Below are 24,274 nucleotides of genomic sequence, written 5' to 3'. Positions count from 1 at the left end.
TCTTAGTTTCCTCGCGCGATTTCACGGATGTCCTTGGACATCTTCGAGATACCCTGCAGAACCAGCAGCAGCCCGCCCATGACCATGACCCACTTCATCGGCCACAGTGGGACTTCCCATTCGTTAAAGCTGATTTCGCCCCAGCGGATATTGGTATCGGTCCATTGGGCCGCGTTCAGGCTTGTCAGCATTTCGCCCAGTCCAATCTGGCCGCGTGCCCAGTCAGACACGACTGAGTTACCAGCAGGCACAGCCAGAGCATCCATGGCGAAAATCCACGAGGTCACCAGCAGGGTTCCGGCAAAGATGAAGAAGAAGATCGAGGTCAGAAGATCGACCCACGCCTTTTTTGGGCGCGACAGCGGGGCATAGAAAATGTCAACGCGCACGTGGCTTTCCGTCAACATCGCATAGGCACCGGCGATCAGGTACTGCATCCCGAACATCAGATACATCGCCTCATGCGCCCAGTTGGTGGGCGAGCCAAAGACATAACGGGCGATGACTTCGTAATAGTAGACGAAGACGGCGATCACAGCCCAGTAAGCAACAAATTCACCGCAGAACAACGACAGACGGTCGATCCAGTTGGTCGCGTATTCGCTGTCGTGTTTCGGCCCCTCTTCTGCTTCGGCTTCTTCCAAAGCCTTTTCTGCATCCGACTTTTCCACGTGCGCAGGCAGGCCGGCGTTGGCACGCTTGATCATCCCCGGCAACAAAAGCATGTCGATAAGGATCAGGGCCAGAATTGCATAGAAAGCGTAGCCTGCAGCATTGCCCCAGAACGCGAATGTACGTTCAGCCTCATCCTGCAGAGGAGTGACCTCTTCCACCACGGCGCGCGCTTCCTGCAGACGGGCTTCACCCTTTTCGATCGTATCTTCGGCACGCTTCAAACGACGCTCTGCACTTTTTTGCGAGAAGGATCCCTCTTCCGCCGCATCGACAGTCGCCTGAAGATCACTCAGGTTCGCCCGGGCGTCCGCCACCCGATCTTCTTCACGCGTGATTGTGCGATCTGCGCTGCGGGTCTGGTTCACATAATCTGACAGGACATTTCGAGCGTCCTGAGTTTGGCCATTGGCGTACAGGACAAACAAGAAGATCGGCAGATAAACCAATCCCAGCATGCTTTTCAGATAAAAGCGATGCAGTCCGATTATACCGCCCGTCACCGCAATCATATATGCCAGCGGTAACGTATAGCGTTTCTCTGTCGGCTGTGGGCGGCGCGACAGCACCATCGCCACAAGGGGGAAGACGACCAACCCCACCCAATAAAGCCAATGCGGTAGCGTAAAGCCAAGCCCCGGCATAATAGTCCTCGTTTCTTGCTGGGATAAACAGCTACCCGGGGCCTTCACCCCGGGTAGCGGTAAATTTTATTGACCAGATTAAAGCTTGAGTTCCAGACCCTGGGTCAGTGCCGGATCGACATATCCCAAAGATCCTGACTGCATGTAATCCAGCTGAATCTTGAACACGCGCGCTGCCTGCGGATCGCGATTGGCGTAGTCGAACCAGATTGGAACGGCGACTTCGGTCATCAGATCGACGTCGTCCTGGGTGAGGCGTGTTACCTCAGTCCCATCGGTCTCGAATTTTTGCCATGCTTCCTGGTCGGCGGCCTGAATCGCGGCATGATGCATGTCGGAATAAACGTGAGTCTCCATCTCGACAAATTGCTGCATCTGTGGTGACAGCTTATCCCACGCCGCCTTGCCTACGGTGATGTCCATGATGTCAACCGGCTGATAAAGCGACATAAAGCCAGGAGGACCCATGACAATGTAGTCGGTAACCTGACTGAACCCAAGCGCGTAATTCACAGCCGGGCCAACATAATCGGCCACATCAATGGTGCCTTTTTCCAACGCAGGGAAGATCTCTGATCCCGGCAGAACCGTGGTCTCAGCACCTATGGCGGTAAACACTTCAGCCACCATTCCACCAGGCAAACGCATCTTGCGGCCTGCAAAGTCATCAATAGACCGAATCGGAACCTTGGAATGGATGATGTTCGGACCATGATGGACCGGGCCCACGAAATGCAGCCCCTGAGCCGCATACAGCTCGCGAGCAATATCGAGCCCGCCAAGACCATAGTAGAAGACGTCGTATTCATGCGGATTGCGCAGACCCAGCGGGATCGACGTCAGGAACGTCGCGGCCGGAATGATGCCCTGAGCATAAATGGTGAACGGGTTTACCGCATCCAGAACACCGTTTTTCACGGCATCATAGAGCTGAAAGTCACCAACAACATCGTTCGCACCAAACGCTTGAAATGCCAGCTCCCCACCGGTTTTTTCGGCAATCGTGCCACACCAGTCTTTGAACACTTGCAACCCAGCACCGCCGGGCCAGCTTGTTTGAATTTTCCAGGTCGTACCTTCTGCCGCCTTGGCGATATGAGGTGCCGCCAGAGTGGCTGCACTCGCACCAGCAATCGCCCGCAACGCGCCGCGTCTTGTCGTGAATTTTTGAGGCATTGTGTATCTCCATCCGGGTTTCCATGACCGAGCGTATAGCTGTGCCACGCCGTCAGTCACTTGGTACGTCTATCACGGGTTTTACCAATTGGTATAGTTTTCTGTCCAATTTAATCTTGCTTCAAGACAAGCAAAGTTGATTTGACATCCCGCCAGTCAAGTACATGGCACCTGGTTCAAAACGGAGTAGAGGCCTGAGGTCCCACAACAACAAGCTAACGAGGCCGCGACAGATGATCCCCACGACAGCCTCTGGAATTTGCGATTTTTCCTGGCGAAATCAGCTACCCAGAATTTTCTCAATCCGTTGCAAAACATCCATCAGCGGCCCTGCACGTCTTGAGCCAGGATCGTTTTTCATGCTTGCCGCAATGGCCATCCGACTTTCAACAATTTCTGCAAACCCCTGTAAAAGGTCCTCGCGCTGCGACGCGATGTCCTTGAAGCACTTTCGATCAATCTGCACCAAAACAACATCACTGGACGCGGTGAAGGTCTGAAACGACGGCGCGTCTGTCAGCATAGACGCCAGACCAAAATACTCGCCAGAGACCAGTGGATTAAGCACGCGCGTCTTCCCAGAAGCATCGGTTACGCTGGTTTCAACCACGCCGTTCAAAACAATGTAGACAGACGGTGAAACCTCGCCTTCGGGTAAAATCACTGTTCCTGCGTCAAAAATCGCCGAGTAGCTACGCGAATTCAGGCTTTCCAGTTCGGCTTCATCAAACAAAGAGGCAAAATCCAGACTTCGTAAAGCATGAAGTGTGGTCGGTGGCGTGGCCACAACCTTCTCGGCTGCCTGAAACCTGACATCCTGCATAGACGGGGCGGCCTGAATACCGGCTTGCTTAAGTGAATAGTGAAGTTCCCGAAAAAACTCTTCCCGCCCTGCAAACATTGACGGATAGCTAGGAAAGTGCAGCCACACGATATAGCGATAGGGGACAGTTCCCGAGTCTACCAAACGCACACTGGGCAGTGGAGTCTTGGCCAGCCGTTTGCATTTGAGTGCGACCTCAAGCAAAAGCGACTTGGCAAACCGAGGGTCGATCTCCGGTGGCAACGTCACAGTATACATCGGAGAATAACGGTGGTCCGGGCCGTGCAGATTTCGAAATGTCTGAGCAGCAAGTTTACTGTTTGGAACAATCAATGTCGTGTTGTCCCAGCCCCGCAACCGTGTAGCCCTCCAGTTCAGGTCCCGAACCTCACCTTTGGTACCGTCCTCAAGCTCGATCCAATCCCCGATTTTGAATGGGTGTTCGACACTCAGAGAAATACCCGAGAACAAATCCCCTAACGTGCGCTGCATCGCAAACGCAATAATTGCCGCCATCGCGCCAGTGGACAAATACAGCCCGTTTATTGAAAGCCCGTGACTTACGCCGAAGGTCGTCAAACCAAGAATGATAGCAGCTCCGAACAGCAAAACACGCGGCAAACCGGGAATATGGCCTTCGTCTATGAAACTGGAGCGTGATATCCAAAACAGTTCGATGGATCTTGCGATCACAACACTTACCGTGACGTACACGATCAAAAACGCAGAAAACTCAAACTTTGCGGCCAGATCAGCGTGCTGAGCGGCATCGAACCTCAAACTCGCCAGCGCATACAATGACATAACCGTTGAGACAGTCAGAACCCCTCCAATCAGGTTAAGAACCTGATGAACTCCGGTAACTGGCCGAGACATTGCAATTGGCCGCTGAGGGCGCCAAACAACCCAGAGCGCAAAGAGTACAATAGCAATGATCGCGAACCAGACGTGTCTTTGAACAAATTCATCGACAGATTGAACAAGGTTCATCCATACCTCACTTTGCAAGGTCAGTTGAATGACCCACGCGACCAAGGAAAATCATCCGCCATATATGCGCAAGTGAGTTGCTGAGAACCAGTCAACAGTTCTTTAGGACAAGGTGATCAAAGATATTCACATGGAATGCAAGCCGGTCTCCATAGCCAGAGACGCTCTGATCCGCCGTCCATATCTCAGTAGGCCGGCATCCCTTGGTGTAATCGCCGCCATGCATGGCTGCTATGGATTTCGAGTGTTTGGACCCAAGGCTGACTGTGTTTGGAACTTACCCAAACATGTTGATCCAACGGATCACCATCGGAGCCAAGCAGATCATCAACAGAACGGGCATCATGAACATGGCCATCACGGCGGACATCTGAACCGGAAGGCGGTTGGCCTTTTCCTGCGCACGCAATTCACGATCTATACGCATGTCAGTCGCAAAGCGGCGCAAAGACGTCGAGATACTTGTCCCGTATTGATTGGATTGCAAAAACGCATTCGCAAACGAATTCACTTCGTCAATTCCGACACGGGCGGCCATATCCATAAAGGCTGCCTGACGTTCCTTGCCCGCTTGCAGCTCCAACTGGAGGATTGTGAACTCTTGCGAGATTTCCGGCGCCGCACGTGCCATTTCATGGGAAACACGCACCATGGCCGCATCGAAACCTAACCCGGCCTCAATCGCAACCTGCAGCAAGTCCAATGCATTCGGAAGGCTGTGTTCAATAGCCTGGCGGCGTTTCTTGATCCGATACCGTAGCCAGAGTGACGGGCCGTAAAACCCAACCACCATCAGCGCGGTCACAATCTGCAAGGCATTCAGCCATGTGATATTCTGCAAAAAACCGGCAATACGTAACTGATCCTGCGTTTCACTCGGCAATGCCAAAGCCAGCACAAATGCAGCCGGCAACACGAACCCCATAACAACGCGGAATAGATAGAAACTCCGGATGGCGTTCTTGCGCTGAATACCTGCCTGTTTCAATAACCTCCCAACTTTGGAGCGCTCACGCTGAGATGAAGGAACAAACGCCTTAAGAAGTCCATGCGGATCGCTATTGTCCCCTTGGATGAGGTCGAAATCCGCACCATGGCCAGAAGAAATCGTTCCAACACGCATTCGGCGTACCGCCGTGTCGTCACTTGCTGCCATGCCCGAGACGCCCAGAACCACAAAGAAAACGCTAACAGCAATACCAGCCAGCAGCAGATATTGCAGGGGCAGATCTTGGCCGTCCAGAAATTCTTGAATGAAATCCATGTTACCGCTCCTGCTTAGAACTTGAACTTGACCAACCGTTGCAAAATCACCCCCTGGGCGATTATCAAGCTAATGATCACGCCCACAAAATAGGGGTACAGAGGGTCACTCCGGACGTCGCCGTAGAATGTTGGTGTCGACAATTCGATTGAGCCGTATATTAACAACGGCAGAAACGTCAGAATAAGGCCGCTTAGACGGCCTTCGGCAGAAATAGCCTTAATTTTCTTCTTCATCGTCTGACGATCTCTGATGACCTGAGATAGAATGTTCAGAATCCGCGCTAGGTTGCCACCGGTCCCATGCTGAATACCGATACTTACGGCAAGGTAGTTCGCATCCTCGGTTCCTACCCGCTTAGAAAAATCCTGAAAGGCCGTTGCGACGTCATCGCCATAGTTGATCTGATCCTGAATAAGGCCAAATTCTGTGCCGATTGGGTCTGGCAGATCGGTCGCCACATTGCCGACCGTTACCGCCACCGGATGGCCGACTTTCAGACCTCGTGCCATCAGGTCCAATGCTTCCGGCAGCTGCTTTGTCAGTTTTTTGGCTCTGGCTTCTTTCATTGCAACCAAAACTATGAATGGCAGTGCGGCGGCTACGGCGATGCTACATATCCAAGCAAGTTCGGGGGGCAGGTAAGCCGAGACAATAGTAAACAGCGCAACGCCCAGCATCATTGCAAGTAAAACAATCCAGATCGGATTGATCGTCACCCCGGCATGCACACACAGACGACGAAATCGGGCGACCATTCCAGGGTTTTCACCTATTGCCAACATCGACGGGTCCCGCAGCAATTGCAGAACCTGATCGGTCGATGCTCCACCCTGGATCATCTTCATCCGCCGGTTTCTGGCCTCGCTGTGGGTTTCTTTGCGCGCAAGAAGCTGCTGCACGCCTTCATACATCAGCAATATGCCAAGGAAGATGGATACGTAGATCAGTATGCTGATCGTGTTTGGCTGCAGATCAATCATGACGACGTCGCCCCATGAATAAACATTCTGTTATCTACATCCACTCCGGCAGCGACCAGTTGGTCGAAGCATTTCGGCCGAATGCCGGTGGGCAGGAACTCTCCCAGAACTTCGCCGGTCTCAGACTTGCCGCGACGCTTGAAGACAAAAATGTCCTGCATGGTGATTGTGTCGTCTTCCATGCCGGTCACTTCCGAGATGCTGACGACCCGGCGGGTGCCATCGCTGAGACGGCTAAGCTGGAGCACAATCTGAATGGCTGACGCGATTTGCGACCGTATGGTTCTGACGGGCAGATCCGAGCCCAGCATCGTGACCATCTGTTCAACCCGGCTCAGCGCATCGCGGCTCGAGTTCGCGTGAACGGTTGTCATCGACCCATCGTGCCCAGTGTTCATCGCCTGAAGCATGTCAAAACACTCTGACCCTCGGACCTCACCCACGATAATGCGGTCGGGGCGCATCCTCAGAGCATTGCGGACCAGATCACGTTGCGTGATGACTCCATGACCTTCGGCGTTCGGTGGACGGGTTTCCAAACGAACAACATGGCTTTGCTGCAGTTGCAGTTCGGCCGCATCTTCGATTGTCACAATGCGCTGTCTGCCATCGATATAAGACGACACCGCATTCAGCATGGTTGTTTTTCCTGACCCGGTACCGCCCGAGATCAGGATGTTCAACCGCGCCTCAACCAGCGCTTCAAGAAGCTTGGCAGCCTGATCATTCATACTTTGCTGATCGACTAACTTTTTGATTGTCAGCGGGTTCCGGGAAAACTTCCGGATCGACAGGGCCGGCCCATCGACCGAGCATGGCCGGATGATTGCATTCACACGGCTGCCATCTTCAAGGCGGGCGTCGACCCATGGTTGGGATTCGTCGATACGACGGCCAACCTTGCTGACGATCTTGTCGATGATCCGCAGCAGATGGCGTTCGTCGCGGAAACGTACAGTCGATTCCTCAAGCAGGCCAAAACGTTCGACGTATACCTGGTCATAAGAGTTCACCAGAATATCGTTGATTGTTGGGTCTTCCAGCAGCGGCTCTAACGGTCCCAACCCCATCACTTCGTGGATCAATTCGTCAATCAGCGCTGAAAAGGCTTCTGATCGCATATGCAGACGTTCCGCTTCGATCAGACTGGTAACCAAAGCCGCAATCTGGCGCTTGAGCTCTGAACGTTCGACCTTGTCGATAACAGACAGGTTCAGCCGGTCCAGAAGCTCACCGTGCAGGCGGCTTTTCAGCTCAAGATGCGCTTGCAGGTCGGTATCAATAGGTTCAGGAGATACTTGAGCCTTCGGAGGCGTTTCGATTGGCCGTTCCAGCGTCAGCACATTCGATTTAGAAGCAGCTTTGCGTGATCTGAATTCGTTGAACACGGTAATCTCCCTTTATATATTCTTTGTTGCCGCAGTCTGTTCTTCGGCCGACAAATCAGCAGCCAACTTCTTCAAGGCTTTTCCAAGATCAGATTGCGGTTTCATGTCCGTGACCGGACGCCCCAGATCCACTGCGTTCCGGGCGACTTTCGGGTTGTCCGGAATCCAATGTTTAAACTTTGTATCCAAAACCTTCTCGGCTTCACGAACATGCGGTGGCCGGATTAATGAGTTGCGCTCGCGGTTGACGATAACCTCAACCGGCAAGCCAACGTTTGCCTCGCGGTAAAAATCGATCAGTCGCCTAGCTTGGCGCACGCAGGGCACGGTAGTATCCGTGACCAAAGCAAGCTGAGCTGCACGCTTGAATATGGGTTCGACCCAATCAACAATGGCACAGGGAAGATCAATCACGATGTAATCATAACGCCGTTGCAGCAGGTCCAGCATTCCCTCGATCAAATCCGAACGTAGCGACTGTAACGGAACCATCGGTGAAGGCGCGCACAGAACATCCAAGCCCAGGTCGTGCTGCTGCAGGATTGACGACAAAAAATGATCATCAGGTAATTCTGCGTTCTCAATCAGTTGCAGGAAGCCGCCGTTGTCCTCGATATCAAGAAAAACGTTCGAGTTTCCGAATTGAATATCCAGATCCAAAAGGGCGACTCGGCTCTTTGCAACTTTGCGGAACATGGATCCCTTTCCGCCAACAAGTGCACAGGCAAGATTGACCGCGACAGTAGACGCGCCCGCCCCACCGCGCGTTTTTGCAACCGGGATCACTTTGCCTAGTGCCCGCCCGCCTTCGTGAAACTGAGTCTGCGGGACTGCGCGGGCAGTGATTTTCTCGCTGACTGCGGCTTGCAAGCTTTCTTGATCAATCGACAGCGGTAGAACTTCGTCGACACCAATCTTCAAAAGCGCGCGCGCCTTGGTGATTGAGACATCATTCTGGGTCAACGCCACAAACACGGTGTCGTCTTTGCGGTGGCCCAGAACCTCTTTGATCGCCTGCACTTCACTCGCGTCATCCGGATCAATCTCAAAAATCACCAGATCATGCTTGAAAGCAAGTTCCAGAGCGGTGCCGTTCAATGCCTGGAACGAAGTCCCATTCTCAGTGACCGTGTTGTTCCTTTCAGCCGGGAATACCTCGCTGACCATCTGCGTGATAGCTTCGTTATCGGAAACAAGCATCACTGCGTGCGACTTAAAATTCGAAACGCTCTTGTTCATTATCCTGACTCTCCTAATGCTAGGTCCTCGGCAGGCAACGAAACGCTGAAATTCGAGTAACCAACCGCCTGGGGAAGTGTGCTGTTCGTCGCGCCCGCGGCGTTTGCCAGCGCGGCCAGCGGTGAAACAAAATTAAAATCTGCCAAATCCAATTCGACGGTGACCATGGGGGTGAAGGGGCCGCCCAAGAAACCTAAGTTGTCGTTGAAATCATAGTGAAACCGCAGGTTGTCTATTGTTGCGTCCGGCGGCAAAAGCGGGCTGACGCGGCCCCAGATTTCGGCTGCCGTCGTATTGGTCGCCGCACCCGAACAGGGGGTCAAATTCGGGTCTATGCAAACTCCTGTCCCTGCGCTGCAGGACGTGCCAAATCGAGGAGCCAAAGATGATGGGCCGCGATTGTGGGTATCGGGAAATACACCTGCTCCATAGTTACATGCAGGTGGGCGGACGACAGCGATGCGCGCCGCGAGCTGTGCCGCTTTTTGTGCGCTTACAACACTGTAAGACAGCCGTCCAAAATCCAACAATGACAGGAACAAAAACAAAAACAGGGAAACAACCACGGCGAACTCGACAAGAACGCCGCCAGTTTGATCGCACAGGAAACCCCTCCCCTTACGGGTCAGTTGCGCGCGGATATGCATCAGGATATTCATTGCCCAAATATCCGCGATGTATCTGAAACGTTGGTTGTCACAGAGGATATGCCATTGCCGAACAGCGCCAGCAGCCCACCCATCGGAAACTGAATGGTAATATTTGCACTGACCGTTCCAACGGGTGCCGGGCTGAGCCGATAGGTTCCCGTCACACAGGACAGGCTGGGTGTCACCGAATTGATGGTAATGCTGGGCGGGAACAAGCTGTTGGTATTCTTATCTTCTTCGACAATGCCCTTCAGCGTTGTCGTAAGTCCGGTGACCGTCCCGCCAGAGGAACAGATATCCGATGGCGTGACGCGGGACATATAGCGGCTGGCATCCCGAACACCTGCTATGACGGACTGGTATGACCACATCAGACGCGCAGATTCCAGGGTCACGGCCAAAAGCAACAGCATGACGGGCATGACAAGGCCAAATTCCACCAAGATTGCGCCTTCGTCATCCCGAGCAAAACGTTTGAGTGGCGAAGCCAGATGTTTTTTCATCACCCTACGCCCCCTCACCGATACAGCTGCACGATGTCGCGGAAGATACCGCCGAACCCGTTACCGCCGCTGCCAACGCCCGAGACATCAGGGAAGCCGACAATCTCACCATGGATGTCAAAGCTGGGCGGCGAGCCACCATCGTCACCCACGGGTTCGGTCAGGAATACCGCGACGAATTTTGTGACCGGCACGCCCGAGGTTCTGCCAGAAACAGGGTTTTGCACACAATCGACACCCGCCGCGATCACAACGCGCCGCGCCGGATCAGTCGACATGTGGCTTGAACACATTGGGCGACCGGTTTCGGAAAGACTCGAATCCAGAATATTCGGCGTATCGGGATTGGTAGTAGCACCGGAGTTTCCGTACGCGATCTCACGCAGGTACATGCCGTACCGTGTGTTCGCGAAAACAGTATCCGACCCGGTTAAAATAGGCAGATGGTCGGCGCTGCCAACTCCGTCCGCGACATTATCGGCCAGGTCATGATTCTGATCCAGATAGCCCTGGCGATCCCAAACGCCATCGCCAAACCGGTTGTTGCCGCCGCATGTTCCCGCCGTCAGACACAGGTCACGGCCAAGAGCCGCCGTATCAATTGTGGCCTCTTCGTTGCCCTGGATACAAGATCCGCCACCCTTTTTCTGAATTCCCTTGATAACGTTAGGTGCGGGCGCAAAATCAACGTTGTTTTTCTCGCCGTTGAGCACGCTGCGGTAGATGTCAAAACGCACGTTGAACGCTGCGTTGGTGATACCAACCTTCTGCCCCGGCTCGGTGTCCAAACCGTTGGTCAGGGCGCATTGGGTAATCTGATCCTGCGCCGCAATCAGACAGGCCAGTTTGTTGCCGCCCTCGTCCGCACAGACACCTGACGTATCATGGAAATGGTCCAGATCAATGAAGCCAAAGTTACCGGGCCCCCAGGCGGTGCCATTGCCACCGCTACGCAACAGCATCTGATCGCCAACGTTCAACGTCGTTTCCCAGTTTGGCGGCAAGCAGAACATCAAGGGTGAAATGTCACAGGCCGCTTTCGAGTATCCGGCAACCGCCTCGGGAGAAATGTTGACCCCTGCAAAACCGCTTCCACCAAGCATTTTGTCAAGAGCTGACGCCAGGTTCATACTGACTGATTTTGGTGTCAACACAACATGCGCAAACTTAGCCTCGCGGGGATCAGTGGTTAGGTCCGCACCCAAAGGAGTAAGATCCGACACTGGAAGAGCAGAATGAAAAGTAAGAGTATAATCCGACACACCCGAAAGCGCGGTGGGTCCATTGGCAAATGTCTGGCTGTCGCTGATCAGATTGGCCGCGGCATTCGCCGCCCGGGTGATCGCATCGGGCTGCCCGTCCAATTCTCCGGCAGCGGCAAGGGCAACGTTGTCGGCAAAAGATTGAAGTTCAGCATGGGTCGAATTCAGTCGCCCAACATCCAGCGTGATCGCAAAGAAGCCAAGAAACGCTATTAGAGCAGTGCCCCAGAGGATCGCGACGGTGCCGCGTTCATCCTTCGCAAAGTGAGATATGACGGATTCCAAACGCATGGCTCTGACTCACTGTCCGGCGCTTTGGCTAATTTCGATCGGCTGAACCCCAGGCTTCGCGTCAGGAGATACCACCGCAGGGGCAAGTTCAGCGCCTGTCTGGTTACCTGATTCCACCTCTGGAGTTGGTGCAGCATCTGTGCCTTCATTGGCCTTTCTGCGTTTTCTTTCAAAAGTCACAACTTCGGACTCTGTGCCACGGTTCAGACGGACAGTGGGTTGGGCTTCGACGTTTTCCACCGGACCCTCTTCCTGTAGCAAATCGCGCAAGCGGACCATTTCCATCGGTGCATCCTCGACACCGTCCAGTGTTCTGAGCGTCAGGCTCAGCGTTCCAGCTCTTTGAGCCAGGGCAAGGCGTTGGCCTTGTTCCGGCGTCACCTCCACCGTAATCGTACGCGCCACCTCGGGTTGATCTGTCAATTCCTCAGACTGTTGATCGACGCCAATCACACGAATTTTCTGCAAAATCGTCACGGCGCTTAATTCCAAACTCGCGCCTTGGGTCAAAACAATATCCACCCAATCACCCGGGGTAACAAAGCCACCAACCGCAGTGACCGCATCAACTTTGATCGCCATTGCGCGCGTGTTTTCGCCAAGCTTTTGGACTAGTGTGACCTTTTCACCAAAATTTGAAACCTTCGAAAGAATCATTACTTCGCCGGGATAAAACCGTCCTTTGGCGCGGCGCAATTGACGCCGGTTGTCAGGAACAAGGACACTGATATCGGTGAAAACCCCAGGCGGCATAGCTTCGCGCGGCCACAGATGAGTTGAAACATGATGCCTTTCAATCGGCTGACCAAAAGCAATTTCAGAGCTGGCGATGTAAATCTCAACCAGATCAGCCTGAGTTGTCGTTTCGACCGCAGTAGTCTTCAATTGAATGTGGTCTTTGGCCAGGAACACAGAACCAGCAGCAATCGCGATTCCGAAAAACGTGGTAATGATTGGTCTGATACGCATCTCTGTCTCCAAAAGTTACGCTCAAAAAATTCGAAACATCGGTAATTTTGTCTTCGAAAATCCCGGCGGTGTATTCTGCGCCGATACATCAATGCGGCGGCGCAGAATTCTGTTGTGGTTTGCAAATTGCAGATTGCTGATGGCTCAGCAGGGGTTGGTGGCGCCCGCTGCCATCACAGCGCCGCAAGCGCCTTGCACGTTGGCCGCTGTTGTCGTACCCAAGAAACTGAACGCGCCAACAGCAATTGAGGCTACGACCAAAAGCGCGAGGCCATATTCAACAATCGCCGCACCGCTTTCTTCTTTGGTAAACTTCTTCATAAATTTGGTCATGTTTCCCTCGAAAGGTTAAATTGAAATCAACGCTGCATTATTACAGCGCAAGCTATGCATCTTTCGCGTCAGCTCACCAATTACGGTAATGACGCCCAATGCGCCCGCCATCCGTTAATAATAGGAACAATTCGCCTTAATATATTTTTTTTATCGAAGTACTCAACCTTTGATTGATTTTCTTTAACTCTATGTTAACAGCCCATTAATTTAAATGCGAATCAGATTAATTGGAAACAATGTCGCAAAATTTGACTTGATTGTGGCAGAAGTGAAAGGATATCCTCGATCAGAAAACTTAGCTTGGAAGGCGCACAAAAAGCGTATCCGGCTAAACGGATGGGGGGTATTTCTACATAAAAAACATGACGTTATAAGTTGAAAGATTCTGTCGGCCACTGGAAAAGCTTCCTGTAAAAGCTCTTAATTCGGTTGTCGGCGTCGCGGAATCCGAACAAATTTATAACTGAGTTGTGGCCACTTTGGGGACCCCAACGAATCGGTTTAGTTGGGTGAGTTGGTAGAGTAATGAGTGTTAGTTTTTCAAATGGTGCTTTTGCGCAGCAGAGTCTGAATTTTGTCATGGAATGGGTCCATGCATTGAACGGTGACAATACCGTTTCAAATATTCTGCAACTTCTAGTGGAAATAACAAATGCAGACGCGGCATTAATTACACGAATTAATAAACCGGAACATAAAGTAAATTATATTGCACGTTGCAGTATCAATGAAGGGAAGGTTTGGCCGGTTCAACCTCGCACCCAAATTGATTTGGTTTTAGGAGATAATATTTCCACCGCTAAAGCCGGAACCGTTTGGAAATTGACTGAAGCGCTGCCCACTGACCGGACAAGGGCAATCAATGGCAGGGATCAGGTTCCAACAGGGCTAGTTGAAGTTCTTGTCATTCCGCTGGAAACAAAGGGCGGAAATGTCGACCACCTTGAATTGCACTACAGTCACAGTCCCAGGCGCAACGAGATGGGCTTGTTAACTGCCTTGGCTCCAACTCTTGCTTCCGGTTGGAGCAGGCGCGTGCCGGGTTCGGTCACAACACGTTCCGAACAAATTCGCGGCTACCTTCCCAAAATCGTCAAGGACACCAAGTTCGTTCCGATTCTGGATCCGCAGAACCCCACGCAACTCAGCAGAAGTGAGTTTCGTGTATGCGCCATGATGAAGGAAGGGATGACTGTCAAAAAGATTTCGCAGATCCTGTCAGTCTGCCCGGCAACGGTTCGATCACACCTGAGTTCGATTTTTTCAAAAACCGGCGCGTCAAACCAGGTTGAATTGTTGCATCTGTTGAATCGCAATGCCGATACCGCAGATACATTCATGCCCTCGGAAATAGTGAGCATAAGCTGATTCCGGCGGCGTTCCGACGGGCTGGCACAATCCTATCACGTTGATCCGCATCTTTGTTGAAGAAGGTCAGCGAAGCCTCCTGACTACACAACGGTGAAACCATCGCAATTGAAACAGGTTGCGGTAGAATGCTTCATTTGCGATCAATTCTATTGTTCACAATTCGACAACAATATTAACGGAATGTGAATACGGTATTTTCGGAGGGTTCAACCAACATCACGCATACTAATCTGATCGATCTGAGTCTGCATAACGCGCTCTATCCCGGGAAAGGGACAAGCATGAGAAAGACTGCCACAGAAAACGCTCTTAACAACGTGATCGCTGGAATAAAATCAACTCGTCCAACTTTGGGAAAAGACGTACCAAAGGCCAAGAAATCGAATGACCGTCGTTTTCCTCCTGTCGAAAAGGCTCTGCTGAAAATCGTGAGCAACAAGCGACTTGATGCGACGAAAAGGAACGCCTGACCGCCGGGCATGATTTCGGCGGTTTTTTTCGGGCCACGTCCTACCCGAAAAATAAAAGGCGGCGGCCCGCTCCGATCGGAGCGGGCTTTTCAGTAAAAATCGCATTACACTCAATAATCAGAGGCCACATTATTTGCGGCGCGCTGTTTGCCGGACCAATACCGGCTCTTTCAGCGACAGAATCTGACAACCTTTAAAGTCCGAGTATTGATTTCACTGTAGCTTCAACTTCATCTGTAACGGGTTTATTCGCGGCATTTTCAAGCGCTTCGCGTTCGGTTATCGCCTGGTCTTCGACGGCATGTGTCAGATCCTCAACCGCTGTCGCCGTTTCTTCGTACTCAATAGCAGACTGCTGTTCGTCGCTCAGATTCTGAGCCTCTTCGATCGATTCAGACAAAGCGGCATTGGCTTCTTCGAGCTCTTTTTCAATATCCGGGTCGGATCCACCCGCTTCTTGAAGTTCCTTTTCGAGTTCATCTACGCGGTCCTTGTTTTCCTGAACATCTTCAACAGCCGCTTCGAGATCTTCCTCGATGTCCGAAATCGGACGTTCGGGTGGGGTCAGGTCACTCAGTTCATTCTGCTTTTCCTCCAGCTCCTCCCGAAGCTCTTCACCCGCCAAGACAGTATCCCTGTAATGGGCAATTCGACCGACACGCGAATGGGGCGCTGCATTGTTCAACGCTGTTTCGCTCGCGTTCGCGGCGTTTAGCGCGCCCAGTGCCGATGGATGCACGCCCAACAGATCGGCCATCTTATATCTTTTTGTCCGAACCTTCGGACGGACAGATTTGACCACATGAGTTGGCTCCACAGACACGCGATTAACTCGACTGTTTTTTTGCGTCACTTTCGAGGTGCCATTCTTCTTGCCGCCAAACAGGCCCTTTAAAGAAAATTTGCCAGTCTTGGACTGTCCCGAGCCCTGTTTCAAATGCGATTTCCCAGCAGCTCGTCCGGCGGAGTTTTTTCCATGGCTCTTCGACGCTCCCGAGGCGTCAGCTTTACTCTTGCCCTTCCCTCCTCCACCTTTTCCATTTCCTCTGTCGCCACCATTTCCTTTTCCTTTGCCGCCTTCTCCATTCCCGTTTCCTCCGCCGTTTCCTTTGCCCTCTTTGGCGTATGCGGCGTCCGGAACCGAGAAAGCTCCAACAATCGCGGTGCATCCCATCAGGCCAATTGCGATGGCGGCAGCCTTCAAAAATACGGTTGACTTAGTGGTCATAGCGGACCTCATTAGTTGAGAACGTTGTTTCAATATCAGCGCCTGTCCAAAGGATCTGGCGGGGCCAGCGGCTGTATTGGAATCAGAAATAAACAACTCAATTTAGCCCCATTGCCCTTGAACCTGCGACGAACCGACCATTCATCACCAGTTCACATTAAAAATGGTAGAATTTTGCTGTATTTGCGCGTTAGTGATTAGTTAAGATGAAAAAGCTTATACTCATCGTTTGCCTGGCAACCTTTCTCCAGACCGGAGACGGGAATGCTGCCCCGCGCGAATTGAAGCAATCTGAGTTGCGCAGAGCGACTTCATCCGGTGATGCTATCAGGCTGAAGAGAGTCATCAAAGGTGTCGAGCGGGTATTTGGCGGCACCCCGGTTGATGCACGCGCCTTTCAAACAGATCAGGTCTATTACCGAATTCTGGTTAAAAAACCCAACGGGAACATCCTCAGCGTCATTGTCAATGCGCAAACAGGCGTAGTTGTACCCAACCGCTCAAACATCGGGCGGCAAATATCCAGAGCTGCGCAAGCTACATCTGGAGCCGCGGCCAGATCAGCGGCCCAAAGTACAGCCAGCAATCAGGGTAATCTCGGCAATTCGGCAAATGCCCGTGGAAATTCGAACGCCAACTCGGGTGGAAACAACAATGGAAACGCCAGCGGTGGCGGAGGTGGAAATTCTGGGGGCAATGGCAACTCCGGGGGCAACGGGGGCGGAAATTCGGGCGGCAATGGTGGAGGGAATTCCGGCGGCAACGCCGGTGGCAACTCTGGTGGCAGCGGGAACGGAAATTCAGGTGGAAACGGAAACTCCGGGGGCAACGGGAACGGAAATTCAGGTGGAAATGGAAACTCCGGGGGCAACGGGAACGGAAACTCAGGTGGAAATGGAAACTCCGGGGGCAACGGGAACGGCAATAAATAGTGGTTACAAAATTTTTACACATCTATAGACATAAGATATGAGAATACTCCTCGCTGAAGATGAACCGCACCTTTGCGACCAAGTTAAAAAATTGCTGAACGCTGAAGGACGGGTTGTTGATATTGCGAACAACGGCACCGACGCGCAATATCTGGGCACGACTGAACCCTACGACATGATAATCCTGGATCTTGGGCTGCCCGAAAGGGATGGCATCTCTGTATTGCGTGAATGGCGCAATGCCGGCATCAAAACTCCGGTTTTGATCCTGACCGCCCGCGACGGTTGGAGCGAAAGGGTCGACGGATTGGATGCCGGCGCTGATGATTACATGACCAAGCCCTTCCATTTACCTGAATTGGCCGCGCGTGTACGTGCAATTCTGCGTCGCCAAAGCGGGCAACTGAACCCTGTTATCGAAATGGGGAACGTCATGCTCGACACGCGCAACGGACGGGTGACTGTGGACGACGTTCCGGTTGATTTGACAGCTCAGGAAATCGCTGTGCTGACCTATCTGGCCCATAACGCCGGACGTATGATCCCCAGGACAGAGCTTTCAGAACATATCTACGAATATGATGGCGATCGGGACTCGAACACCATCGCGGTTTTCATCAACAGATTGCGCAAAAAACTAGGGCCTGACCTGATCACCACGGTTCGAGGTCGTGGGTATATGATCGATCCGGGCTAATGTTATCACTGCGTCAACGGGCATTGGTTGGGGGGCTGGCATCCGGGGCCCTGTCGGTGATCGTGGGCACATTGGCGGTATTGTCCTACATCGATTCACGGGTTTCCAATCGGATTGACTCGGCACTGAGGGATCGTCACACGCAGCTTGTAGTAGGGCTAAGCGTTACGACTCAAAACCCTGAGGCCCTGCGCGATCTCATGTTCGATCCATCATATAGCGCACCCTATTCAGGCCGATACTGGCAGGTCACCAGCAGTGACGGCCAGATTTTCACATCAACGTCTCTGTTTGATGAAACAATAGCCGAACCGCCCGCGTCCCCACAGACCGTGACGCTATGGAATACGCCGGGTCCGGAAGATGAGGCATTGCGCAGCGCCTATCAAAAGATAACCTACGAAGACGGGACTGTTTGGGGCGTCAGTGTTGCCGAGAACCAAACTCTGTTGATCAATGAAAGGCTGTCAGCACAGCGCAATCTGTTGCCCGTGTTCGGACTTGTGGGTCTGATCGGTGTCGCAAGCTCGCTATTGCTTATGTCGATTATCATGGGGCCACTTCGAAAACTGCGGACCGATGTGACCCATCGCTGGGACTCGGATGATGATCTGAAACCGACGGACTATCCAAATGAGGTATCCCCGTTGGTAGAGGACTTGAACCAGCTCCTGCGACGCAACAGAGATATTGTGTCGGGTTCACGCAGGCACGCGGCCGATTTGGCCCATGCACTAAAGACCCCGACCGCCATTCTTCGTAATGAATTACAGAGCATGTCCGAAAGCGGCATCGAAACCAACATCGCCCAAGAAGCACTGGACCGGGTTGATGCTCAACTGGGTCGGTCGCTGGCCCGGCTACGGGCAATGAACACCGCAGAACTTTCGCATTCACGGACTGACATTTCCCATTCTGTAGACAGGTTGACACGGTTGTTTTCGACGATTGCCAAAAGAGACAACAAGACACTGGAGGTCAAACGCGATCCTGACCTCTGGGTGCGCATGGACACGCAGGACGTTGAAGAAGTTCTTGGAAACCTGCTGGACAACGCGGTCAAGTGGTCTCGCAGCACAGTTCGTTTCACCGCAATGCGCCAGCAGGGCTGCATAGAAATTTGTATAGAAGATAACGGTCCCGGAATTCCGAAAGAAGCACAACGAGAGGCTCTTAGATCCGGTGGTCGCCTTGACACTTCTGTCAGAGGCAGCGGATTAGGATTGGCAATTGCCGTCGATTTATTGGCGGCCTACGGGGCTCACTTGGAATTGGGTACGTCGGACTCGCTTGGGGGATTGAAATGTCGGGTGGCCATTCCGACCAATATCGCAACAGCTTTAATGTAAAGACCCATGCATGCTTGCCCAAACTGGAAACCTGTTTCAAACCGAATAGGTCGGTTCAGCAACGCATTTCGTCGTCCAAACCTAACTCACTTTAGTACGGAATTGCCGCCAAAGGGCTATTCTTGGGCCGATTCAAGCAATGCCAATACGGGCGGAAGAGTTGCGGCAAGCCAATGATCATTCGCTTTGACCGTCATCACTCCATTTGTGCAAGCGATGTAGTCATCCTCGATTCTACGTAACCGTCTGGAACAGCCAGAAAGCATCACTTTTCAGAGATGGCACACGTAAATCCACAGGCGCTGACCGGTATTATTTGCCAACGCGGTCTAGCTTGGTTCTTTAGTCGGTTCGATCTGATCGAATATAGCCGAACATATCTGGTCCATTTCCAGCGCAAAGAAATTTTTGGCGGCTGCTTCGTTCGGATGATAGGGATCCTTGACCATACCTTTCTTATTCAGACGAAAATAGTGTTTGTTGCCCTGGTTGGCAGCAACCGTTTCCGGTGTTGCACCAGGTAAAAAAGAACATCGCAATCCCGTAACTTTGAACGCGTCCATAAGGTTCTTCTGGGCGCGCAGTCGCAATTCAACGATCTTTTTCTTGTAGGCTGGCGCTGTGGTCATAAAGATACAAGGCAGATCGGGTGGTAGTTGAGCTTGAAGGCGCTCTACATCCCTGACGGCAGCGTTAGGGTCGTTGGCCCACCGTTTGGCAGAATTGCCCAAAAACGACATCAGAATAAGTTCAGGATCATAATAGCCATCGCTCAGCATCTCTTCGAGCGGTGAGGTTTTGGCGGCGCAAAACTGGTATTCTTTCCCCTGACCTATCTGGACATATTTATTGCCAGTCTTGTTCACAAACCCATAAGTGCCCGCGTTCACCTTCCATTTCGGGTCCACTTTGCAAATCGTGCCCTTTGCAGGTCCTGATCGGGCGGTCCACGAGTCAATTGAACTGGACCTGACACCAATCACCCCAACACGCATTTGCCCAAGGCGTTCAAGGTGCTTTTTCTGTTGGTCGTCAGGGTGGCAGTGATCTTTGATATCACTAAAGAATTCCAAAAACGCGGGGCCTGAACCAAAGGATATCTGGCTGTCTCCGATAATCAGAATCTCGGGTGACGTGAATTTTTCCGCTCTCAGCTCCTGAGTGCCGAAAGCCATGGCAAAAACAATTGCGACCGTCTGTTTGAGCAACCGCTTATCCCCCTAAATTTTTGCTGCTATTCCAAGGTCGAGAATACGGCATCGCAGATGTCGACCGAATTGATGTCAAGAAATGCCCGGATCGCAGCCGGGCTTGGATGGTGAGGATCCGTAACCTGACCCGCATCGTTGCGCCTGAAATAGACGGGCTTTCCTTCAATCTTTTTGCGGGTCTTGCGGTTAAACCCTTCGACGACGGCGCATTGCGTCCCCGATTTCCGAAAGGCACGGGCGATTTCTGTCTGCGCCTTCATTCGTTTGTCATTAGTTTTTTTAAGATAGACAGGCACGCTGGAGATAAACACACATGGAATGTTATCCGGTATCTGTTCCAAAGTTCGGTAGGCATCCTGTAGCGCAAGCTCAGGAGAATTCGCCCACCGATCGGCGGAATTGCCCAGAAAAGTCAAAACCAGCAACTCCGGATCGTAATACCCGCCTTCAAACATCGCCACGAACGCAGATTGTTTCGGCTTGCAAAACTGATAAGCGTCCCCTTTTCCGATTTGAATGAAAACACGGTCGGGGTTTCCGTCTATGCCATAAGCTCCGGCATTGACTCCGAATTTCTTGTCGACATCGCAGATCGCTCCTTTTGTGGCACCATCCGGCGTTGTCCACGACTGCAGCGAGGTCGAGCGGACACCGATAGCGGCAGTCTCCCGATCGCCAAGCTTGCTCAAAATCTTTTTGCGTTTGGGCGTTATCTTGCAGCGATCAGACAGTTGATCGAAAAATCGCAAGTATTCCTTGCCTGCACCGAATGAAATCTGGCTGTCACCCAAAATCAATATGTCCGGCTGTGCCAAAACCGGAGGAGCAATGAAAGTCGAAATAGCAACCAACAAGGTTCGTAAAACTGAAACTCTGAACACTGTCACACATTCACCTTCGTTCACCCGTCCGTGTCCGTATCATGCCCATGACGCGCACCATAATGGGGGATAACGCGCGGTAACACCAATCAACACCTAGTCAGTGAAATAGTCTGGTACCCGTTAATGCGATGAAACGTAGAGACCCAGTTCTAAGGGTCCTGACGTCCAGGCGATGCAAACTCGGCAGTCTGCATTCGCATCAAGTGTCGTGACAGCGCGGAATAAAGCGCGCGGGCCCAACGCTTCCATTCAAACTGTTCAAAAGTTTCCTCCGCTACACGGCTAACTCAGGATGCTGATAGGCATCGGGATAGCGCATCGGAAAATTGGGCCCCAAGGGAACCACACCATTCCATGAGCGCCCGAAATACCCCTGACGGCAATGGGTCATAGAACCCGCGCTGGCAACACTGTTGAACGCATAGACACGGCAAAGCCAACGCCAAAGGTAGACGTAGTCGAGAATGCGGGCACCATTCAGCTTCATACGAAGGTAGTAAACAGGGTCGTGGCGAAACAGGGTGGGAAACAGGCGCAGGTCAGCTTCGGTAAAGGTATCACCGGTCAGAAATGAACGACCATCAGACAGCAAATCGTCAAGATAGGTAAGCGTTTCAAAATAAGCAGTGAAAGCTTGCTCATAAATCGCCTGATCCGAAGAAAAGCCCGCTTTGTAGGCGCCATTGTTGATCGTGACAAATATGCGTTCGTTCAGGGCAGCGATGACTTCTTGAACCTTTTGGTTCTTGGGAAAAATGGTCGGCCTGTCGTCAGACCCCCCCAAAGTACCCGCATGGGCATCAAGCTGGCGGACAATTTCTGCGCTTTCGTTGTTGACGATACGACCTGTGATTTTGTCATACAGGATCGGCAGAGACTGCTCATCCGAGCCTTCGCGTTGATAGATTTCTTTTGCCAATCTGAGCCCGGCGCCGGTTCCGGTGTCTACCGTACATTCTGGTAAAGGTGCGCCCGTCAACGAGGCGACCCGATCAGGTGTGAACTCCCAAAGGTTCGGACCAACCGGGTCATCGTCGCCGGTGCGGTTGGGGAAGGCGACATCCATTGAGATGCTGTCACCCAGCCCCAATATGGATCGCGCCAGTGTTACGCGATGGCACCACGGGCAATTCAACGCCACAAACAGATGGTAACGACCCGGCTCAGCGGGAAATTCGGGTGTCCCGATTGCATGACGAAAGCCGCTGACGCCACGAACGAATTCGCCTCGTGCCCTGCGCCGGTCTATTTCAGTCTGATTTTCCTCGGTGGAAATGTCGTTGCTCATGCTCTCACTTTCAGTTGCAGCGCTGGCAACGCAAGTTATTTGCCTGGCCTGTTACCTGCGTCGTTACACGGTTTTCCACAAACAGATTGCTATTCATCCGCGCGCGCTGCCACAACCGCCAAACCTTCGGCCACTGCGGTAAAGACGGATGCAAAGGAATGCTCGGCCGCAGGAAACACGCTGCGCATTGTGTTCGGCACGATAGCCATCAGGCTGGACCCTCCGACATAGATCACACGGTCGATCTGACCTGCGGTTAAACCGGCCTGACGCAGCACCTCGTGGGCCCCGGCATCAATTCGCAAGGCATGAGAGGCCAGACATTCTGCCACTACGGCATCGCTTAACCGTGCGGCCAATCCCTTTTCAAGCATATCCAACAAGACCACAGGGTCGCTTACCCCCGAATTCACGGCAATTTTCCCGCGCTCAACCGCAAAGGCCATTTCGTGACCCAATTCGTGTTCCAACACCGCAGCAAGCCGCGCCAATCTCTCGGGAGAGTCTGCAAGCCTAAGCATATCTTCCACCATGCGACGGTTCCTTGCAGTGTAGAGAAAAGGGATCATTTCCCAGGTCGCAAGCTCATTGAAGATCGCATTAGGTGCCTGCGACACCCCGCCCCCAAATACATTTCGGATCATCGAACCTTTGCCCAGCAACGGCATCACCCGGTCTATACTGATTGCGCGATCAAAATCGGTGCCGCCGATGCGTACACCATGATTTGCCAGTATCTCGACCTTTGACGCCTGGGTTTGAAATACCGAAAAGTCCGATGTCCCACCGCCGATATCCACGACCAGCCCGATAAAATCGCTTTGCGCTGCAGCCTTGGTGGCCAGAGCCGCGGCCGCCGGTTCAAAGCAGAACCGAATGTCGGTAAACCCAGCAGCCAGATAGCAAGCGCGCAGATCAGCCTCGGCCTGCGCTTCACGCGGATCGTCTGCGCCATGAAACACCACCGGGCGTCCCGAAACGACGCGTGTACAAGGGACACCCCGCTCGACCTCGGCTTCTTCCCGCAGCCTGCGCAAAAATGATCCGATAATGTCCACAAAGGTCAGCCGTTCATTCAGTATCTGGCGTTTTTCATGCATTAGCGGGGTACCCAGAACCCGCTTGAGCGCCCGCATAAACCGCCCCTCCAACCCATCCAGTAACGCATGGTTGGCTTGTTCGCCGATCAGAGTTTCGCGCGCGTCGAAATCAAAGAAGAAAGTGGTAGGCAAGGTCACGGCTGTATCATCGAACCGCACAAGACGCGGTGTGCCTGCGTCCAGATAGGCCACGGCCGAGTTCGACGTACCAAAATCAACGCCAATCCACGGGCTGTTAAGGGCCATGGCGCATATCTCCTAGATGTCTGAGCAAAGGGGAACAGCGCCTAAAGTGTTCTTCTGTCCGGGTCAAGGGATGAGCTCTTGCGGATCGAAATCGCGACGCTGTCGGTGCGCCACTGGCCGTTCGGCCGCGCTCGACCCCGCTCCGCGCCAACAATGGCAACAGGAAAAGTACATTTGTTAGGTCGTGAAACCGGCAACTGACAGTTTGCAGCTTGGAACTGCCGGAATGGCCTAAACGTATTTGACGACAACATCTGGTGATGCAAAGAAGCGACAGGTCAAGCACCAAAGCTACCAAACAGCCTTTA

General features: G+C 52.6%; 22 protein-coding genes. 5 read left to right on the top strand and 17 right to left on the bottom strand.

Annotation, left to right across the window (positions count from 1 at the left end; all coding sequences use genetic code 11):
* Nucleotides 1-2: 2 nt before the first annotated feature.
* From RUE5091_RS09620 to RUE5091_RS23415, 12 genes are all read right to left on the bottom strand, one after another.
* Nucleotides 3-1,316, bottom strand: coding sequence for a TRAP transporter small permease subunit (locus tag RUE5091_RS09620; protein WP_058281678.1), 1,314 nt, complete (start codon nt 1,314-1,316; stop codon nt 3-5).
* A 78-nt stretch (nt 1,317-1,394) separates the two neighbouring features.
* Nucleotides 1,395-2,492: a TRAP transporter substrate-binding protein DctP gene (gene dctP / locus RUE5091_RS09615; RefSeq protein ID WP_058281677.1), complete on the bottom strand. Its 1,098-nt coding sequence runs from the start codon at nt 2,490-2,492 to the stop codon at nt 1,395-1,397.
* A 280-nt stretch (nt 2,493-2,772) separates the two neighbouring features.
* Entirely contained in the window at nt 2,773-4,191 is a 1,419-nt protein-coding gene (locus RUE5091_RS09610) for a mechanosensitive ion channel family protein (RefSeq protein WP_165590761.1), read from the bottom strand.
* Between the two features lie 391 nt (nt 4,192-4,582).
* The gene (locus RUE5091_RS09605) at nt 4,583-5,569 is read right to left on the bottom strand and encodes a type II secretion system F family protein (RefSeq protein ID WP_058281675.1); all 987 of its coding nucleotides are present in this window, start codon (nt 5,567-5,569) and stop codon (nt 4,583-4,585) included.
* A 14-nt stretch (nt 5,570-5,583) separates the two neighbouring features.
* Nucleotides 5,584-6,552: a type II secretion system F family protein gene (locus RUE5091_RS09600; RefSeq protein ID WP_058281674.1), complete on the bottom strand. Its 969-nt coding sequence runs from the start codon at nt 6,550-6,552 to the stop codon at nt 5,584-5,586.
* Nucleotides 6,549-7,940, bottom strand: coding sequence for a TadA family conjugal transfer-associated ATPase (locus RUE5091_RS09595; protein WP_112297162.1), 1,392 nt, complete (start codon nt 7,938-7,940; stop codon nt 6,549-6,551). Before RUE5091_RS09595 ends, RUE5091_RS09600 begins: the two co-directional genes overlap by 4 nt.
* Nucleotides 7,941-7,952: 12 nt before the next feature.
* Entirely contained in the window at nt 7,953-9,179 is a 1,227-nt protein-coding gene (locus RUE5091_RS09590) for a CpaE/TadZ family protein (RefSeq protein WP_082643601.1), read from the bottom strand.
* Entirely contained in the window at nt 9,179-9,838 is a 660-nt protein-coding gene (locus RUE5091_RS09585) for a TadE/TadG family type IV pilus assembly protein (RefSeq protein ID WP_243470754.1), read from the bottom strand. The genes RUE5091_RS09590 and RUE5091_RS09585 overlap by 1 nt, the downstream gene beginning before the upstream one ends.
* A complete protein-coding gene (locus tag RUE5091_RS09580) occupies nt 9,835-10,332 on the bottom strand; it encodes a TadE/TadG family type IV pilus assembly protein (protein ID WP_058281671.1) in 498 nt (165 codons plus the stop codon). The genes RUE5091_RS09585 and RUE5091_RS09580 overlap by 4 nt, the downstream gene beginning before the upstream one ends.
* 14 nt (nt 10,333-10,346) lie before the next feature.
* Nucleotides 10,347-11,885, bottom strand: a complete 1,539-nt coding sequence (locus RUE5091_RS09575; protein ID WP_058281670.1) for a pilus assembly protein TadG-related protein — start codon at nt 11,883-11,885, stop codon at nt 10,347-10,349.
* 9 nt (nt 11,886-11,894) lie between these two features.
* Nucleotides 11,895-12,854 (bottom strand): Flp pilus assembly protein CpaB, encoded by a 960-nt coding sequence (cpaB, locus tag RUE5091_RS09570; RefSeq protein ID WP_082643600.1) that lies wholly within the window; start codon nt 12,852-12,854, stop codon nt 11,895-11,897.
* Between the two features lie 144 nt (nt 12,855-12,998).
* On the bottom strand, nt 12,999-13,187 hold the full coding sequence (locus RUE5091_RS23415) for a Flp family type IVb pilin (RefSeq protein ID WP_058281669.1): 189 nt from the start codon (nt 13,185-13,187) through the stop codon (nt 12,999-13,001).
* 528 nt (nt 13,188-13,715) lie between these two features.
* On the opposite strand from RUE5091_RS23415, the gene RUE5091_RS09560 reads away from it, so the two are divergent.
* Nucleotides 13,716-14,558, top strand: a complete 843-nt coding sequence (locus tag RUE5091_RS09560) for a helix-turn-helix transcriptional regulator (RefSeq protein ID WP_082643599.1) — start codon at nt 13,716-13,718, stop codon at nt 14,556-14,558.
* Nucleotides 14,559-14,842: 284 nt separating this feature from the next.
* Nucleotides 14,843-15,031: a hypothetical protein gene (locus RUE5091_RS09555; RefSeq protein WP_131726295.1), complete on the top strand. Its 189-nt coding sequence runs from the start codon at nt 14,843-14,845 to the stop codon at nt 15,029-15,031.
* Between the two features lie 193 nt (nt 15,032-15,224).
* On the opposite strand, the gene RUE5091_RS09550 is transcribed toward RUE5091_RS09555, so the two are convergent.
* The gene (locus tag RUE5091_RS09550) at nt 15,225-16,259 is read right to left on the bottom strand and encodes a hypothetical protein (RefSeq protein WP_058281666.1); all 1,035 of its coding nucleotides are present in this window, start codon (nt 16,257-16,259) and stop codon (nt 15,225-15,227) included.
* Between the two features lie 654 nt (nt 16,260-16,913).
* On the opposite strand from RUE5091_RS09550, the gene RUE5091_RS09545 reads away from it, so the two are divergent.
* Genes RUE5091_RS09545 through RUE5091_RS09535 form a run of 3 tightly spaced genes read left to right on the top strand, consistent with a single transcriptional unit; the run spans nt 16,914 to nt 19,237 of the window.
* A complete protein-coding gene (locus RUE5091_RS09545) occupies nt 16,914-17,219 on the top strand; it encodes a hypothetical protein (protein ID WP_058281665.1) in 306 nt (101 codons plus the stop codon).
* A gap of 9 nt (nt 17,220-17,228) precedes the next feature.
* Entirely contained in the window at nt 17,229-17,888 is a 660-nt protein-coding gene (locus RUE5091_RS09540; protein ID WP_058281664.1) for a response regulator, read from the top strand.
* A complete protein-coding gene (locus RUE5091_RS09535; RefSeq protein ID WP_058281663.1) occupies nt 17,888-19,237 on the top strand; it encodes a sensor histidine kinase in 1,350 nt (449 codons plus the stop codon). Before RUE5091_RS09540 ends, RUE5091_RS09535 begins: the two co-directional genes overlap by 1 nt.
* Before the next feature lie 329 nt (nt 19,238-19,566).
* Here RUE5091_RS09535 and RUE5091_RS09530 read toward each other — a convergent pair whose 3' ends face one another.
* The 4 genes from RUE5091_RS09530 to RUE5091_RS09515 all read right to left on the bottom strand — a co-directional run bounded on the left by RUE5091_RS09530 (nt 19,567) and on the right by RUE5091_RS09515 (nt 23,966).
* Entirely contained in the window at nt 19,567-20,145 is a 579-nt protein-coding gene (locus RUE5091_RS09530; protein WP_243470753.1) for a hypothetical protein, read from the bottom strand.
* Between the two features lie 326 nt (nt 20,146-20,471).
* Nucleotides 20,472-21,335: an SGNH/GDSL hydrolase family protein gene (locus RUE5091_RS09525; protein ID WP_131726294.1), complete on the bottom strand. Its 864-nt coding sequence runs from the start codon at nt 21,333-21,335 to the stop codon at nt 20,472-20,474.
* A gap of 271 nt (nt 21,336-21,606) precedes the next feature.
* Nucleotides 21,607-22,620 (bottom strand): glutathione S-transferase C-terminal domain-containing protein, encoded by a 1,014-nt coding sequence (locus RUE5091_RS09520; RefSeq protein WP_058281661.1) that lies wholly within the window; start codon nt 22,618-22,620, stop codon nt 21,607-21,609.
* Nucleotides 22,621-22,709: 89 nt separating this feature from the next.
* Complete coding sequence (locus RUE5091_RS09515) at nt 22,710-23,966, bottom strand: Hsp70 family protein (RefSeq protein WP_058281660.1); 1,257 nt, start codon at nt 23,964-23,966, stop codon at nt 22,710-22,712.
* Nucleotides 23,967-24,274: the final 308 nt, after the last annotated feature.

It is taken from the genome of Ruegeria denitrificans (genome assembly GCF_001458295.1).
In the GTDB taxonomy this organism is placed as follows: domain Bacteria; phylum Pseudomonadota; class Alphaproteobacteria; order Rhodobacterales; family Rhodobacteraceae; genus Ruegeria; species Ruegeria denitrificans.
Note: the sequence above shows the minus strand (reverse complement) of the source record. Positions and strands in the feature narration are given on the sequence as shown.

What these genes read in the sequence shown, in the direction of transcription:
- RUE5091_RS09620 (WP_058281678.1), bottom strand. Translation starts at nt 1,316, where the DNA reads ATGCCGGGGCTTGGCTTTACGCTACCGCATTGGCTTTATTGGGTGGGG.
- dctP (WP_058281677.1), bottom strand. Translation starts at nt 2,492, where the DNA reads ATGCCTCAAAAATTCACGACAAGACGCGGCGCGTTGCGGGCGATTGCT.
- RUE5091_RS09610 (WP_165590761.1), bottom strand. Translation starts at nt 4,191, where the DNA reads ATGTCTCGGCCAGTTACCGGAGTTCATCAGGTTCTTAACCTGATTGGA.
- RUE5091_RS09605 (WP_058281675.1), bottom strand. Translation starts at nt 5,569, where the DNA reads ATGGATTTCATTCAAGAATTTCTGGACGGCCAAGATCTGCCCCTGCAA.
- RUE5091_RS09600 (WP_058281674.1), bottom strand. Translation starts at nt 6,552, where the DNA reads ATGATTGATCTGCAGCCAAACACGATCAGCATACTGATCTACGTATCC.
- RUE5091_RS09590 (WP_082643601.1), bottom strand. Translation starts at nt 9,179, where the DNA reads ATGAACAAGAGCGTTTCGAATTTTAAGTCGCACGCAGTGATGCTTGTT.
- RUE5091_RS09585 (WP_243470754.1), bottom strand. Translation starts at nt 9,838, where the DNA reads ATGAATATCCTGATGCATATCCGCGCGCAACTGACCCGTAAGGGGAGG.
- RUE5091_RS09580 (WP_058281671.1), bottom strand. Translation starts at nt 10,332, where the DNA reads ATGAAAAAACATCTGGCTTCGCCACTCAAACGTTTTGCTCGGGATGAC.
- RUE5091_RS09575 (WP_058281670.1), bottom strand. Translation starts at nt 11,885, where the DNA reads ATGCGTTTGGAATCCGTCATATCTCACTTTGCGAAGGATGAACGCGGC.
- cpaB (WP_082643600.1), bottom strand. Translation starts at nt 12,854, where the DNA reads ATGCGTATCAGACCAATCATTACCACGTTTTTCGGAATCGCGATTGCT.
- RUE5091_RS23415 (WP_058281669.1), bottom strand. Translation starts at nt 13,187, where the DNA reads ATGACCAAATTTATGAAGAAGTTTACCAAAGAAGAAAGCGGTGCGGCG.
- RUE5091_RS09560 (WP_082643599.1), top strand. Translation starts at nt 13,716, where the DNA reads ATGAGTGTTAGTTTTTCAAATGGTGCTTTTGCGCAGCAGAGTCTGAAT.
- RUE5091_RS09555 (WP_131726295.1), top strand. Translation starts at nt 14,843, where the DNA reads ATGAGAAAGACTGCCACAGAAAACGCTCTTAACAACGTGATCGCTGGA.
- RUE5091_RS09550 (WP_058281666.1), bottom strand. Translation starts at nt 16,259, where the DNA reads ATGACCACTAAGTCAACCGTATTTTTGAAGGCTGCCGCCATCGCAATT.
- RUE5091_RS09545 (WP_058281665.1), top strand. Translation starts at nt 16,914, where the DNA reads ATGGAAACGCCAGCGGTGGCGGAGGTGGAAATTCTGGGGGCAATGGCA.
- RUE5091_RS09540 (WP_058281664.1), top strand. Translation starts at nt 17,229, where the DNA reads ATGAGAATACTCCTCGCTGAAGATGAACCGCACCTTTGCGACCAAGTT.
- RUE5091_RS09535 (WP_058281663.1), top strand. Translation starts at nt 17,888, where the DNA reads ATGTTATCACTGCGTCAACGGGCATTGGTTGGGGGGCTGGCATCCGGG.
- RUE5091_RS09520 (WP_058281661.1), bottom strand. Translation starts at nt 22,620, where the DNA reads ATGAGCAACGACATTTCCACCGAGGAAAATCAGACTGAAATAGACCGG.
- RUE5091_RS09515 (WP_058281660.1), bottom strand. Translation starts at nt 23,966, where the DNA reads ATGGCCCTTAACAGCCCGTGGATTGGCGTTGATTTTGGTACGTCGAAC.